The organism is Novosphingobium sp. (assembly GCF_965228995.1).
In the GTDB taxonomy this organism is placed as follows: Bacteria; Pseudomonadota; Alphaproteobacteria; order Sphingomonadales; family Sphingomonadaceae; genus Novosphingobium.
Window position 1 is genome coordinate 1,304,660 of the sequence record NZ_OZ245852.1, and the last position, 12,186, is coordinate 1,316,845.

The 12,186-nt window shown below is 66.3% G+C and carries 13 protein-coding genes; 5 read left to right on the forward strand and 8 right to left on the reverse strand.

Features of this window, described 5'->3' with window-relative positions:
• The first annotated feature begins 62 nt into the window (after nucleotides 1-62).
• The 3 genes from ACO056_RS06075 to ACO056_RS06085 all read left to right on the forward strand — a co-directional run bounded on the left by ACO056_RS06075 (nucleotide 63) and on the right by ACO056_RS06085 (nucleotide 2,344).
• Nucleotides 63-1,103, forward strand: a complete 1,041-nt coding sequence (locus tag ACO056_RS06075) for a DUF2332 domain-containing protein (RefSeq protein WP_421855321.1) — start codon at nucleotides 63-65, stop codon at nucleotides 1,101-1,103.
• A gap of 75 nt (nucleotides 1,104-1,178) precedes the next feature.
• Complete coding sequence (locus tag ACO056_RS06080; protein ID WP_421853318.1) at nucleotides 1,179-1,850, forward strand: HD domain-containing protein; 672 nt, start codon at nucleotides 1,179-1,181, stop codon at nucleotides 1,848-1,850.
• A 2-nt stretch (nucleotides 1,851-1,852) separates the two neighbouring features.
• The gene (locus ACO056_RS06085) at nucleotides 1,853-2,344 is read left to right on the forward strand and encodes a GNAT family N-acetyltransferase (protein WP_421853321.1); all 492 of its coding nucleotides are present in this window, start codon (nucleotides 1,853-1,855) and stop codon (nucleotides 2,342-2,344) included.
• On the opposite strand, the gene ACO056_RS06090 is transcribed toward ACO056_RS06085, so the two are convergent.
• From ACO056_RS06090 to ACO056_RS06115, 6 genes are read right to left on the reverse strand one after another with little or no spacing between them, the layout of a single operon-like run.
• Entirely contained in the window at nucleotides 2,323-3,570 is a 1,248-nt protein-coding gene (locus ACO056_RS06090; protein WP_421853324.1) for a low temperature requirement protein A, read from the reverse strand. The two genes, ACO056_RS06085 and ACO056_RS06090, sit on opposite strands and share 22 nt — an antisense overlap.
• A 4-nt stretch (nucleotides 3,571-3,574) precedes the next feature.
• Nucleotides 3,575-4,492: an alpha/beta fold hydrolase gene (locus ACO056_RS06095; protein ID WP_421855324.1), complete on the reverse strand. Its 918-nt coding sequence runs from the start codon at nucleotides 4,490-4,492 to the stop codon at nucleotides 3,575-3,577.
• Nucleotides 4,458-5,300 carry an SDR family NAD(P)-dependent oxidoreductase gene (locus tag ACO056_RS06100; protein ID WP_421853327.1) on the reverse strand — a complete coding sequence of 281 codons (843 nt, stop codon included), beginning with the start codon at nucleotides 5,298-5,300 and terminating at the stop codon, nucleotides 4,458-4,460. The genes ACO056_RS06095 and ACO056_RS06100 overlap by 35 nt, the downstream gene beginning before the upstream one ends.
• Before the next feature lie 29 nt (nucleotides 5,301-5,329).
• The gene (locus ACO056_RS06105; RefSeq protein ID WP_421853330.1) at nucleotides 5,330-6,232 is read right to left on the reverse strand and encodes a pirin family protein; all 903 of its coding nucleotides are present in this window, start codon (nucleotides 6,230-6,232) and stop codon (nucleotides 5,330-5,332) included.
• Nucleotides 6,229-6,696, reverse strand: a complete 468-nt coding sequence (locus ACO056_RS06110; protein WP_421853333.1) for an NUDIX hydrolase — start codon at nucleotides 6,694-6,696, stop codon at nucleotides 6,229-6,231. The genes ACO056_RS06105 and ACO056_RS06110 overlap by 4 nt, the downstream gene beginning before the upstream one ends.
• Entirely contained in the window at nucleotides 6,689-6,961 is a 273-nt protein-coding gene (locus ACO056_RS06115) for a BolA family protein (RefSeq protein WP_421853336.1), read from the reverse strand. The genes ACO056_RS06110 and ACO056_RS06115 overlap by 8 nt, the downstream gene beginning before the upstream one ends.
• A 41-nt stretch (nucleotides 6,962-7,002) precedes the next feature.
• Here ACO056_RS06115 and ACO056_RS06120 point away from each other — a divergent pair, with 41 nt between their 5' ends.
• Nucleotides 7,003-7,608 (forward strand): J domain-containing protein, encoded by a 606-nt coding sequence (locus tag ACO056_RS06120; protein ID WP_421853339.1) that lies wholly within the window; start codon nucleotides 7,003-7,005, stop codon nucleotides 7,606-7,608.
• Between the two features lie 71 nt (nucleotides 7,609-7,679).
• Nucleotides 7,680-9,674, forward strand: coding sequence for an NAD(P)-binding protein (locus ACO056_RS06125; protein ID WP_421853342.1), 1,995 nt, complete (start codon nucleotides 7,680-7,682; stop codon nucleotides 9,672-9,674).
• A gap of 150 nt (nucleotides 9,675-9,824) precedes the next feature.
• Here ACO056_RS06125 and ACO056_RS06130 read toward each other — a convergent pair whose 3' ends face one another.
• Nucleotides 9,825-10,274 (reverse strand): hypothetical protein, encoded by a 450-nt coding sequence (locus ACO056_RS06130; protein ID WP_421853345.1) that lies wholly within the window; start codon nucleotides 10,272-10,274, stop codon nucleotides 9,825-9,827.
• 103 nt (nucleotides 10,275-10,377) lie between these two features.
• Nucleotides 10,378-11,982 carry a phosphoenolpyruvate carboxykinase gene (locus ACO056_RS06135; RefSeq protein ID WP_421853348.1) on the reverse strand — a complete coding sequence of 535 codons (1,605 nt, stop codon included), beginning with the start codon at nucleotides 11,980-11,982 and terminating at the stop codon, nucleotides 10,378-10,380.
• Nucleotides 11,983-12,186 lie beyond the last annotated feature (204 nt).

The following is a 12,186-nucleotide window of genomic DNA, read 5'->3' on the forward strand; positions in this document are numbered from 1 at the left end:
CGCCAGCCCCTATGGCAAAGGGCCGGAAAGGGCAACTGTATGGAACGGGTCACGGCATGGTGATGGATGCGCGCGATGTCGCCTCGGCGATTGCATGGCAGGCGGATCATGCGGCAAACAACGGCGCGCCTTGCACCGCGCGGGTGGTGCGGGCGCAGCTCGCGCTGCTTTCCGGTGAAACGGAGACGGGGCGCCGGCTGGCGAACTGGCCGGGCATTCCGCTTGAAGATGCGCTGCCGCTGCGTCTGGCGGGGGGCTTCCACCATCTCGTGCTCTCGGGCGCAGATGCCCGGCTCGGCGCGGTCTATCGCGGCGAAGTGACCGATCAGGATGCGGTCGACGCCTTGATCGTGGACCTGACCGCGCAGCACGATGCGGCGCTGCTGCCATGGCTCGACGGCCCGCCGCAGACGAACGAAGCCGGGCGTTCAGCCTCGATCATGGCGGCGCTGCTGTGGCTTTCCCCGCGCGTGGGGCCCCGGTTCGAGCTCAATGAACTGGGTGCAAGCGCCGGGGTCAACACGATGATGGAGCGCTATCACTATGATCTGGGGGGGGCCGAAGTCGGCCCCGGCGATTCGCCGATGCGGATCGCACCTGAATGGCGCGGACCGCCACCGGTGCCTGCGCCCGTGGAAATCACCGCGATCAGGGGCTGCGACCGCGCGCCGGTCAACATGGCCGATCCCGCCGAGGCGCTGCGCCTCAAGAGCTACGTCTGGGCGGAAGTGACCGAGCGGCTGGCACGGATCGACGCGTCCATCGCGCTGGCGGGCCAGCGGGCGCCGGATCTCGTTCAGATGGATGCCGGTGCCTGGGTCGATCAGCGCCTCGCCGCGCCGCAGGACGCGGACACCACCCGCGTGTTCTATCACTCGATCGTCTGGCAATATCTGCCGCCCGAAACCCGCGCGCGGATCACTGCTGCCATCACGCAGGCGGGCGAAGCTGGCGGCCGGATTGCGTGGATCATGCTCGAAACCAACCGCGAGACCTTCCGGCACGAACTCACCGTGCGCCATTGGCCCGGCGGCGGCGAGCCGGTGCTGCTGGGCGAGGCGCATGCCCACGGCGCGTGGGTGGTCTGGCATGGTGATGGCTAGAATGGCCGCAGGGACCAATTGCGCCAGCCGCCGCGCGTGCTAGCGTCTCGCCAAACCAGCGTAGAAAGACCCTTCATGCGCCCGATGAAACTGCTTCTTGCCGCCCTTGCGCTTGCCGCCATTCCGGCCACCGCCTTTGCCGATTCCCCGCCGGTTGGCTGGCGCGAGAAGGTGCGCGCGTTCAATATCGAGCATTGCAAGCACCCGGCCTGGGGCACCTCGCATTCCGACCGCGACTATGCGCTGGCCAAGGCGATGGCAGCGACCGACAAGGTCACGCTCGATGATGACGTGCTCTTCGCCGCGGCCTATCTCCACGATATCGCGGGTTTCAAGCCCTACGAGAAGCCCGATCTCGATCACTCGGATGTCGGCGCTGATCTCGTGGGCGGCATTCTCGCGCCGATGGGCTTCCCCATGGAGAAGCTGCCCAAGGTGCAAGCCGCGATCCGCGAGCACATGTACTACCGCACGCCGACCGTGCCCGAATCGCTCTATCTTCACGACGCCGATGCGCTCGATTGGCTCGGCGCGATCGGCGCGGCGCGGATCATGGCGTTGGCCGATCCCAACGGCGGCCAGCCCGATGGCCCCGCCGTGCTGCCGATGCTGAAGGAAAATCTGCGCGATGTTCCGGCGCGCGTGCTGTCGCCTGCCGGCAAGGCGCTGATGCCCGCGCGCCGCGATCTGCTGGCAAAGTGGCTGGAGGCTCTTTCGGCCGAGACGGATGGGTACAAGACGCTCTGACCATGCCCGAAGTTACCTACCGCTCCTATGCCAAGGCCGATGAGGACGCCGTCCTTGCGCATATCCTTGCCATCCAGCAGGGCGAATTTGCCGTGCCGGTTACTGCCGAGGAGCAACCCGATCTGCGCGCGGTGGCGGAGGTCTATCAGTCCGGCCCCGGCGGGTTCTGGGTCGCCGAAATGGACGGGCGTATCGTCGGTACCATCGGCCTCATCGGCTTTGGCACCAGCGAGGGCGCGCTACGCAAGATGTTCGTAGCGGCCGAGGCGCGCGGGCGCGAGCTTGGGGTGGCGGCGGGGCTGCTGGATATCCTGGTCGGGCATGCGCGCGCCAAGGACATCAGGGGGATCACCCTTGGCACGGTCGAGAAGCTCCATGCCGCGCGGCGGTTCTACGAGAAGAACGGGTTCGTCCTTGTCGATCCCGATGCGTTGCCGCAAGGTTTCCCGCGCATGCCCGTCGATACGCACTTCTACCGGGTGGAACTGGCCTGATCCGGCAACAGCCGCAGCAGCCGTTCGCGCCAGCCGCCATTGTACGAGCCCCATTCCCATACCGCGACGATCAGCAGCACCAGCACGGAGGCGGCGGCAATGGACGTTACAGGCACGGGGCGCAGCCAGGCCCACCCGCCCAGCGCCAGCAGCAGCACGCAGCCCACGGTGTGCGAGAGCGGGAAGTTGCCAAGCGCGTTGCTGAAGCGTTTGAACAGGCCGACGCCGGCGAGGTAGGTCACCAGTCCGCCGCAGAGCGTGAGGATCAGGCCCGGCGCAGCGCCGCCTTGCGAACCTTCAAGCACCAGCGCATCCGCAACGGCGCTGACGACGATGCTGCCCACGATCGGCATGTGCAGGTAGGTATAGGCCTCGCGCGCCACGCGGCCCGGTTGGGCGTGGTTTTCGATATGCCGCGCGCCGCGCTCGGCGCCTAGGTCGAAGTAGATCCACCACATCAGCACCGATCCGGCAAAGGCGCAGACAAATGCGGTGATCCGCTCCGGCGTGGGGGCACCGCTGCCGAAGTTCACGCCCGTGACGACGATCCCTTCGCCCAGCGCAATGATGATGAACAGTGCGCAGCGCTCTGCCATGTGGCTGCCCGAGATATTCCAGTCCGCTGCCAGCGAGCGGCCCAGGAACGGGGTGATGAAGCCCGCGAGCGGCCCGAGATACTCGATGCCCAGCGCGCCCAGCCACCACGCGAGCCGTGCATCGCCGGTAGCACCTAGCCCCGCCACCCAGAGCAGCGACGAGACGACGAACCAGCTTGAAATCCGCAGCATGTTCATCATGCCGCGCGGATCATCGCGGCGCATGATCACCGCCATGAACAGCGTGCGCCCCAGTTGGAGCGCAAGGTAACTGCCCACGAACAAGGGGCCATTGTCCTCCGCGCCGCGCGAAAAGGCATGGGGTAGCGCAACCGCCATCAGCAGGCTCGCCAGCATGCCCAGCAGCAGCATGATCCGCACCGCTGTGCGGTCAGGATTGGCCCAGTTTGCCGCCCAGGTGGTATACATCCAGGCCCACCATACCGCGAGGAACAGCACCGATGCCTCGGCCAGCCCGCGCCAGGTGAGGTTCACCAGCAGCGCATGGGAAATCTGCGTGATGGCAAAAACATAGACGAGATCGAAGAACAGCTCGAGATAGCTGACCGGCGCAGGCCCGCCGCCGTGCTGACGCAGCAGGGAGCAGTGTGCGGACGTGCCTTCAACCACCGGGCTACCCCAAAAACGCGTCCAGCGCGGCGTTGACCTTGTCCGGTGCTTCCCACGGCACGAAGTGGCCGCAATCGGGCACCTCCACCAGCGTGAGGTTCGGGATCATGTCGCCCAGACCTTCGAGGTTGGAGGGCGGGAGAGCCTTGTCGTCCATCGCCCAGATCACCAATGTCGGGATCATCAGCGGGGGTAGCGGCGGCGGGGTGTAGCCTTCCGGTAGTGCAAAGGGCGCGTCCATGGTGGGCACGTCCATCGGGCTCGCGCGGTACCAGTTGAGCATGGCAATCGCGCTGTCGGGGTTCGACCAGTCCTTGAGCAGGGCCTCACGTTCGGCCTCTTCCATCGCCGGCGCGAGTTCACCTACGTTGAGCGCCTGCTGCAGCAGCGCGCCGAGGCCGTGTTCGCGCACCAGCGCATCGTTGGCGGTATCGCGGAAAGCGCGCATGTACTGGCTCGCCCCGCGCTGGACCGGATCCAGCCAGAGCAGCTTCTGGAAGATCCCCGGATGCGGCGCATTGGCGACCACTGCGCGCGTCACCCGCGTGCCCTGACCCATCAGCGCAACGCCCCAGGCAATCGCGCCGCCCCAATCGTGGCCAAGCACGGTGAACTGCCCCACGCCCAGCGCATCGGCGAGGAGGAAGATGTCGCCGATCAGCTTGTCCGGCGAATAGTTCTCCGCGCCTTCAGGTTTCGAGGAGCCGCGATAACCGCGCTGGTCGGGCGCGATGCAGTGGTAGCGGTCCGAAAGGTGCGCGATCTGATGGCGCCAGGTGCGGTGCGATTCGGGAAAGCCGTGCAGAAACACCAGCGCAGGCGCATCGCGCGGGCCGACATCGATAACATCGAGTTCGATGCCGTTCGCCAGCTTCACGCGGGTCAGTTCACTCGACACTGGCCTGCTCCATCTTCCTGGCATAGCCATCGGCGACCATCGCAGCCATCTTGTCGAAGATCGCTTCGGGCGTGCGGCAGGCTTCGCCGATTTCCTGCTCGAACCCGCGCGCAACGATGATTTCGCGCTCCCCCGCGGCCATCGCGGCGATGATCGCGGCGACTGCCTCTGCCGGATCGATGCCCTTGTCGATCGCCTTGTCGCTCACCCCGCGGCGGCTGCCATCGGCGTTCAGCGCATTGCGCGAGACATTGGTCCGCACCGAACCCGGCGCGATGACATGGACGTGCAGGCCCTCGCCGGTCACTTCGGTGCGCAGTGCATCGGCATAGCCGATCAGGCCGAACTTGGCCGCGCTGTAGGCGGTGCGCATCGGCACGCCGACTTTGCCCGCCACGCTCGATACCATCGCGATTCGGCCCTTACCCCGCGCTACCATGCGCCCGACCAGCGCCTGCGTCAGCGCAATGGGGGCGAGCAGATCGACCGCGATGATCCGCTCGTAGACAGCGTAGTCGGTATCGACCGCAAGGCTGCGCTGTGAAATGCCGGCGTTGTTGAACAGCAGATCGATGCCCCCGCTGCGTTCCGCAGCCCAGGCCCAGGCTTGCTCGGCTGCGGCAAGTCCGGCCGGGTAGTCCGTCACCTCGAACGGCAGCACGAGAGCGGTCGCATTGCCCTTGGCGCATTCCGCCGCCACTTCGGCGAGCGCTTCGGCATTGCGGCCCGAAAGGATCACATGCGCGCCTTCCGCCGCCAGCGCCCGCGCCATTGCCGCGCCGATCCCCGATGATGCCCCGGTGATCCATGCCACCTCTCCGGCAAATGCCATGCTGTCTCTCCCTTGTTTTCTTGGTTCTGTTAAAGATTGGCGCGCGTTTTGGGCACCTTGGGCAAGGGGATGAACTCGTCCTCATCACCCGGCACTTTGGGAAAGCGCCCTTCGTCCCAATCGTGCTTGGCCTGATTGATCCGCTCCCGGCTGGAGCTCACGAAGTTCCACCAGACATGGCGCTGCGACGTGAAAGCCTCCCCGCCGAGCAACATCACGCGTCCGCCGCCTTCGGAGGAAAGCTTCAGCGTCGTGCCCGGCGCCAGCACCGCAAGGTTATAAAGCGCGAGCGGCACGCCATCGACGCTGGCCTCGCCGCCTACCAGCATGACCGCGCGCTCGTCTGCCGATGCATCGATGGGGATCGCACCGCCGGGGGCGAAGAGGATCTCGGCATAGATCGTCTGGCTGTGCTGCGTGGTCGGCGCGGTCCTGCCCCAGAGCGTGCCCATGATGACCCGCGCGGTGGTGCAGCCGTCCTCGATCAGGGGCAGGTCCGCCTGCTGCTCGAAAGCCGGGTCGATATCCTCGCGACCGTCGGGCAGGGCGAGCCAGGTCTGCATGCCATAGAGCGCGGGGCCGCCCTCTCGTTCGGCAACCGGACTGCGCTCGGAATGGACGATGCCGCTCCCGGCCGTCATCAGGTTGACCTGACCGGGGCGGATCGTCGCGAATGTGCCGAGGCTGTCACGGTGATCGATAGCGCCAGCATATTTGCCGCCGAACAGCCAGGTGACCGTGGCCAGATTGATATGCGGATGCGGCCGCACGTCCATCGCGGTGCCGGCTGGGAGCACGGCGGGGCCGAACTGGTCGACAAAAATGAACGGCCCCACCATCGTGCGCTCGCGCGCCGGCAGCACGCGCCGCACCTGAAACGCGCCCAGGTCGTGCGTGACCGGGGTCAGGGTCTGGATCACGGGTTCGCTCATCGTGCCGCCTCCATCCGCAGCAGGTCGAGGATGTTCACCGGAAACACCGGTTCGTGCCATTCTGCCAGTTCGGCGGCGCTAAACCAGCGGAATTCCTTGATCAGTTGGCGTTCGAGCGCGGTGTGCCCGGCATGATCGGGCGTGAAGCTGGTGGTGCGCACGCGGAAGAAGCGTTCATCCGAGGTGACCGGCTCGCCCTCCAGCGTGATGAAATCATCGGTCCGCTGTGCAATCTCCGGCCCACAGCTTTCGATGCTGAGCCCGGTCTCCTCGAACAATTCGCGCACCGCCGCCGCGTGGAAATCCTCGCCCGGATCGCATTCGCCGCCCACGCCGCACCAGAACGCGCGGCGGGCAGGCGGGGCAAAGCGGATCAGCAGCAGGCGCTCGTGTTCGTCGATCAGCAGGATGCGCGCGGCCCGGCGGACGCGGCGCGGCGTATCACTCAGCGCCCCGTCACTCATCAGGCGCCCGCGCCTTGATCGCCAGCGCATGCACCCGCTGGCCCGGGATATCGCCCAGCGCGGCATTGACCAGGCGCTGGCGCATCACGCGTGAAACGCCGGCGAACCTTGCGCTCGTGATCTCCACGGTGAAGTGCGATTCGCCCGATCCGTCGTCGCCCATATGGCCGCTGTGGCGGGCGCTGTCGTTGATCACGGCGAGGTGCTCGGGCGCGAAGGCTTCGGTCAGGAGCTGGGTGATTTCTTGGGCAATGGGTCCGGTCATGGCTTCCATCTTGGCCGATCCATCTCCATGTGAAAAGCCGAATGCGACAAGCCAGACCCCATGATCGTTTCCACGGCCGCGTCCCCGATAGCGGGCGCCCCTGCGCCGTGCCCGGCTGCAACCAAGCCGGTGAGTTCCGCGCCCCCGGCCCGCGCGCTTCGGGCTTTGATGGCCCCGGCGATTACCGTTGGATGTGCCTTGAGCACGTGCGCGCCTTCAACGCGGGCTATGATTTCTTCGCGGGCATGACGCAGGAAGAGATCATGGCCGCGCAGTCTCCGCTCGCTGCCTGGGCGACGGAAACCCGCGCCTTCCGGCCGACTGCCGGGATCGATCAGGCCCCGCGCTGGAACGATTTCGCCGATCCGCTCGATGCCATCGCCCAGCGCGCCAAGGTGCGCCGCGAGGATGCGCTGCACCGTCAGGAAGCGGCCCGGCGCGGGATCGGGCCGGAGGAGCGCAAGGCCTACGAGACGATGGGCCTCGGCTTCGATGCGGATCGCAAGGCGCTGCGGGCGCGCTATTCGCAGCTCGTCCGCCGCTTCCACCCCGATCGCAATGGCGGGGACCGCGCGCACGAAGGCCGCTTGCAGGCCGTGATCGACGCCTACAACCTGCTGCGCTCCACCTCCGCGTTCAACGCCTGATCCGGGTAGGGCTGGACAAGCCCTCCGCGCGGCGCAAAGCTGGCAGGCATTGCGAGCGGGGGAACAGGCGCATGAAGAGCGAAGACCGGCAGTTGGGGATGGACCGGGCGATCACCCGGCGTGACTTCGTCAATGGCGTCGCCGCCAGCGCGCTCGCTGCTACTGCCCCTGCCGATGCGCTGGCCGCAGCAGCGCGCGCCAAGGCCGTCATCACGCCCGAGATCGATCCCAATCCCTATCCCCCGGCGCGGCAGGGCATGCGCGGCTCGCACGCCGGCACGTTCGAGGCGGCGCACATGCTGCGCGATGGCACGCTCAAGCTTGCGGACGCGGAGGACAGCGGCGAAACCTATGATCTCATCGTTGTCGGCGGCGGGCTTTCCGGCCTTTCCGCCGCGCACTTCTTCCAGAAGCGTGTCGGCCCCGGAGCCAAGGTGCTGGTGCTCGACAATCACGACGATTTCGGTGGCCACGCCAAGCGCAACGAATTTCGCGTGAACGGCCGCCTGCTGCTCTGCAACGGCGGCACGCTCAACATCGAAAGCCCCAGCCGCTACGACAAGTGGTCCCGCGTGCTGCTGGACGACATCGGCGTCGACATCGCCCGGTATGAGCGGGATAACACCGCCAACGCTACTCTCTACAAGTCGCTCGGCATGGGACACGGCATGGTGTTCGATGCCGAGACGTTCGGCGGCAAGGATGTGGTGCTGGCGATGGGCGGTGGCTGGCGAGGCGGCGCGATCGAGCCCGACAAGCTGGACAAGGCCCCGCTCAGCCCCAAGGCGCGCGCCGATCTGGCCCGCCTGTTCGCCCAGCCGCAGCCCGATTATCTCCCCGGCCTCGATCAGGCGGCCAAAAAGGACTGGCTGGCGCGCCACTCCTACAAGGACTTCCTCATCGAGAAGGTCGGCGTCGATCCCGAAGTCTACTGGCTGTTTCAGGACATCGGCAAGGCAAGCTTCTGCGTCGGCGGCGATGCGGTCCCGGCGCTGTTCGGCTGGGTCCAGGGCTATCCGGGCTTTTCGGGCATGGCACTGGGCGAAGTGCCCGCCGATCTTTTCGCCGATCTCCCCGGCGGGCAGCACGGCCGCCAGCGTGAGGGCGACAAGTCGATCCATTTCCCCGATGGCAACGCCACGCTGGCACGGCTGCTGGTTGCCAAGCTGGTGCCCGAGGCGACAGCGGGCCGCACGCAGGAGGACATGGGCACCGCGGTGATCGACTACGCCGCGCTCGACCGCTCTGGCGCGCCCACCCGCATCCGCCTCTCGAGCATTGTCCTCAATGTCGCGCACAAGGGTGATCCGGCCAGCGCGGGCGAAGTCGCGGTGCACTATGCCAAGGAAGGCAAGCTCGTCGAAGTGCGGGGCAAGGCCGTCATCATGGCCTGCTGGAACATGGCGATCCCCTATGTGATGCCCGAACTCCCGGCCGCGCAGAAGGAAGCCCTCGCCTACGGGGTGAAGGGCCCGATGGTCTACACCAGCGTCGCGGTCACCAATTGGCGGCCCTTCGTGAAGCTGGGCGCGGCGAATTTCCATTGCCCGACGATGTTCCATCAGGAGGTCGGCCTCACCGAAGCGGTCAGCCTCGGCGATCTCAAGCACCCGCAGAGCCCGGACGAGCCGGTCGTGCTGCACCTCGTCAAATACATGAACAAGCCCGGCCTCCCGCGCCGCGACCAGCACCGCACCGGCCGCGCTGAGCTGCTGGCGATGAGCTTCGAGACCTTCGAGCGTGAGACCCGTCGGCAACTCCAGCGCATGCTTGGCGGCGCGGGCTTCGACGCCGCGCGCGACATTGCCGGGATCACCGTAAACCGCTGGGGCCATGGCTATTCCTACACCTACAACTCGATCTATGATCCGGTGGAATGGGTCTACAGCGAAAGCCCGAACCGCCCCTGCGTGATCGGCCGCCAGCCCTTCGGCCTCGTCAGCATCGCCAACAGCGACGCCGCCGCCAGCCCCCACACCGATGCCGCAATCCAGGAAGCCCACCGCGCGGTGCAGGAAGTGATCGAGCGGCGGACCTATCCGTTTGTTCCGCGCCGGACGGGGTGAGGGCGGCACATGGATTCCCTTTCACTCTGAACCCCCAACCCCGCTCACCCTGAGCTTGTCGAAGGGTGCTGGCGCGAGTGCCGGGTCTGATGCTTCGACAAGCTCAGCATGAGCGGTCTTGGGAATTGCTCGGGTGATAATTGAGAAGGCTCAGTCGTCCAGTGCCGCCAGATCCGGCTCGACCCACCCGCGCCGCGCTTCCACGCTGAACAGGCGTTCCTTGGAATAGAAGCACAGCGGCCACTGGCGGTCGCCGATCTCGCTTTCGAGCAGTGCATTCACCGCATCGGCCAGCGATGTCTCCTCCGGCAGCGTCTCCGCAAAGGCGCGCACGCCGCGGATATAGAGCTGGGTCAGCGTCTCGTGATAGCCCGCGCTATCGGTGTTCTCGCCGCCCGCCGCCACGTTGTAGGCGCTGATCGTGCCGGGCATGTCGCGCTCGGGCAGGAAGTCCGGCCGTTCGCGGATGAGCCACAAGCACGCGGCCAGATGCGCCTCGTGCGTCCACTCCGGCTTGGGCAGCGTGCGCGCCAGCAGCCCTTCGCCCACGTGGCGCACCGCCGCATCATCGGAAAAGAGTCGGATCGAATGCGCGGGCATTGGGAAGACCTCTCGGAGTAGCTCCGGCGTTCTGCCCAAGCACAAAAAAAGAGGCCTCGCACAGGGCGAGGCCTCACGCCAGATGGGATTGTCGTCTTCTTGCTTATGCCGCGATTGGTGCCGCGTTGCGCACGCTTTCGTCCACGTGATCGGCGAATTGCGCGAAGTTGTCGATGAATTTGCGCACGAGTTCCCCGGCGGTGCGGTCATAGGCTTCCGGATCGGCCCAGGCCCCGCGCGGATCGAGCAGCGCGCTGTCCACGCCCGGCACGGCCACCGGCACTTCGAAGCCGAAGTTGGGATCGATCCGGAAATCGGCGCTGTTAAGGCTGCCGTCGAGCGCGGCGTTGAGCAGCGCGCGAGTCGCCTTGATCGGCATGCGCTTGATCCCCGGCATCGTGGCGAGGCCGCCCGACCAGCCGGTGTTGACCAGCCAGCACTTGACCCCGCCCTTGGCGATGCGCTCCTTGAGGAGGTTGCCGTAGATCGAAGGATGGCGCGGCATGAACGGCGCGCCGAAGCAGGTGCTGAACGTGGCTTCCGGCTCGGTCACGCCGATTTCGGTGCCGGCCACGCGCGCGGTGTAGCCCGAAAGGAAGTGATACATCGCCTGATCAGGCGTCAGCCGCGCGATGGGGGGCAACACGCCGTAGGCATCCGCGGTGAGGAAGATGATGTTCGCGGGCACCGGCCCCAGGTTCTTCTCGCTCGCGTTCGGGATGAAATCGATCGGGTAGGAACCGCGGCTGTTTTCCGCGAGCGAGGCATCATCGAGGTCGATCGTCCGGGTCTCGGGATCGATCACCACGTTCTCGAGGATCGTGCCGAAACGCTTGGTCGTCGCAAAGATTTCGGGCTCGGCTTCGGCCGAGAGGCGGATCATCTTGGCGTAGCAGCCGCCTTCGAAGTTGAAGACCGCCGTATCCGACCAGCCATGCTCGTCATCGCCGATCAGCGTGCGGCTGGCATCGGCCGAAAGCGTCGTCTTGCCGGTACCCGAAAGCCCGAAGAACACTGCGGTAGTGCCGTCCGCACCGATATTGGCCGAGCAGTGCATCGGCATCACGCCCTGCACCGGCAGCAGATAGTTGAGGATGCCGAAGACCGACTTCTTCATCTCGCCCGCATAGGCGGTGCCGCCGATGAGGATCAGCTTCTCGGTGAAGTTGACCGCGATCACCGTCTCGCTGCGGCAGCCGTGGCGGGCCGGATCGGCGCGGAAGCCCGGGATATCGATGTTCGTGTATTCGGGGGCGAAGTTCGCCAGTTCTTCCGCCGTCGGGCGCTCCAGGAGAGTGCGGATGAACTGCGAATGCCACGCGTACTGGGTGATCACGCGCACCGAAACGCGATACTCGGGCTGCGAACCGCCGAAGAGGTCTGCCACGTAGGCCTTGTCGAGCCCGCCGAGCGCGGCGAGGAAATCTGCCTTGAGTACGGCGAACTGCTCCGGCGTCATGCTGACGTTGGTCTTGCCCCACCAGATCGTGTTCTCGGTCTCCGCGTCGCGGACGAAGAACTTGTCCTTGGCGCTGCGCCCGGTGTGCTTGCCGGTCGCGACGACAAACGGGCCGTCTGCCGAAAGTACGCCCTCGCCGTTGCGGATCGCATGTTCGACCAGCGGCGCGGTGCCGAGGTTGGCAAAGATCTGGGCGGGCTCGGGAAGGCCCTGTTCGGCCAGGCTCACGTTCAATGCGGTATCAGACACAGATCGGTCTCCCTTGGCAGGTCTGCCAGTTGTCCGGGCCGGTTTCGGCTCCGGGCGAGGCATGGCCCGCGTTGCAATCACACCCAGATGCTTTCGTCCGACGGCGAATCCGCAGCATGACTGCATACGAATGCGCTGAGTCCGTTCCGGCGCATAGCCACCCCGCCTTGCTGCGTCAAATGCCCTCGCGGCAACCAAGTTTTT

Bases quoted from the DNA above. Each gene is read 5' to 3' on its own strand.
- ACO056_RS06075 (WP_421855321.1), top strand. From the start codon at position 63: ATGGATGCGCGCGATGTCGCCTCGGCGATTGCATGGCAGGCGGATCAT.
- ACO056_RS06080 (WP_421853318.1), top strand. From the start codon at position 1,179: ATGCGCCCGATGAAACTGCTTCTTGCCGCCCTTGCGCTTGCCGCCATT.
- ACO056_RS06085 (WP_421853321.1), top strand. From the start codon at position 1,853: ATGCCCGAAGTTACCTACCGCTCCTATGCCAAGGCCGATGAGGACGCC.
- ACO056_RS06095 (WP_421855324.1), bottom strand. From the start codon at position 4,492: ATGCCAGGAAGATGGAGCAGGCCAGTGTCGAGTGAACTGACCCGCGTG.
- ACO056_RS06100 (WP_421853327.1), bottom strand. From the start codon at position 5,300: ATGGCATTTGCCGGAGAGGTGGCATGGATCACCGGGGCATCATCGGGG.
- ACO056_RS06105 (WP_421853330.1), bottom strand. From the start codon at position 6,232: ATGAGCGAACCCGTGATCCAGACCCTGACCCCGGTCACGCACGACCTG.
- ACO056_RS06110 (WP_421853333.1), bottom strand. From the start codon at position 6,696: ATGAGTGACGGGGCGCTGAGTGATACGCCGCGCCGCGTCCGCCGGGCC.
- ACO056_RS06115 (WP_421853336.1), bottom strand. From the start codon at position 6,961: ATGACCGGACCCATTGCCCAAGAAATCACCCAGCTCCTGACCGAAGCC.
- ACO056_RS06120 (WP_421853339.1), top strand. From the start codon at position 7,003: ATGCGACAAGCCAGACCCCATGATCGTTTCCACGGCCGCGTCCCCGAT.
- ACO056_RS06125 (WP_421853342.1), top strand. From the start codon at position 7,680: ATGAAGAGCGAAGACCGGCAGTTGGGGATGGACCGGGCGATCACCCGG.
- ACO056_RS06130 (WP_421853345.1), bottom strand. From the start codon at position 10,274: ATGCCCGCGCATTCGATCCGACTCTTTTCCGATGATGCGGCGGTGCGC.